General features: G+C 81.2%; 1 protein-coding gene. It reads left to right on the top strand.

The annotated features are described in order from the left end of the window. The first annotated feature begins 9 nt into the window (after positions 1-9). The gene (locus LCE31_RS32480) at positions 10-156 is read left to right on the top strand and encodes an ethanolamine ammonia-lyase reactivating factor EutA (RefSeq protein WP_225020819.1); all 147 of its coding nucleotides are present in this window, start codon (positions 10-12) and stop codon (positions 154-156) included. The last annotated feature ends 126 nt before the right edge of the window (positions 157-282 follow it).

Below are 282 nucleotides of genomic sequence, written 5' to 3'. Positions count from 1 at the left end.
GAGTTGGGGGTGGCGGGGGAGATCCTGGTGATCGACGGGGTCGCCCTGCGGGACTTCGACTACATCGACATCGGCCGGCGGCGCTTCCCCTCGAACACGGTCCCCGTGACCATCAAGTCCCTGATCTTCAGCGAGGACCCGCGCGCGACGGCCTGACCCGGGCGCCGGGAGCCGCTGGACGGGGGGGGGGGGGGGGGGGGGGGGGGGGGGGGGGGGGGGGCGCCCCCCGGGGGGGGGGGGCCGCGGGGGGGGGGGGGGGGGGGGGGGGGGGGGGGGGGCGGG

This window comes from Streptomyces sp. 8L (assembly GCF_020176795.1).
Taxonomy (GTDB): Bacteria; Actinomycetota; Actinomycetes; order Streptomycetales; family Streptomycetaceae; genus Streptomyces.
Note: the sequence above shows the minus strand (reverse complement) of the source record. Positions and strands in the feature narration are given on the sequence as shown.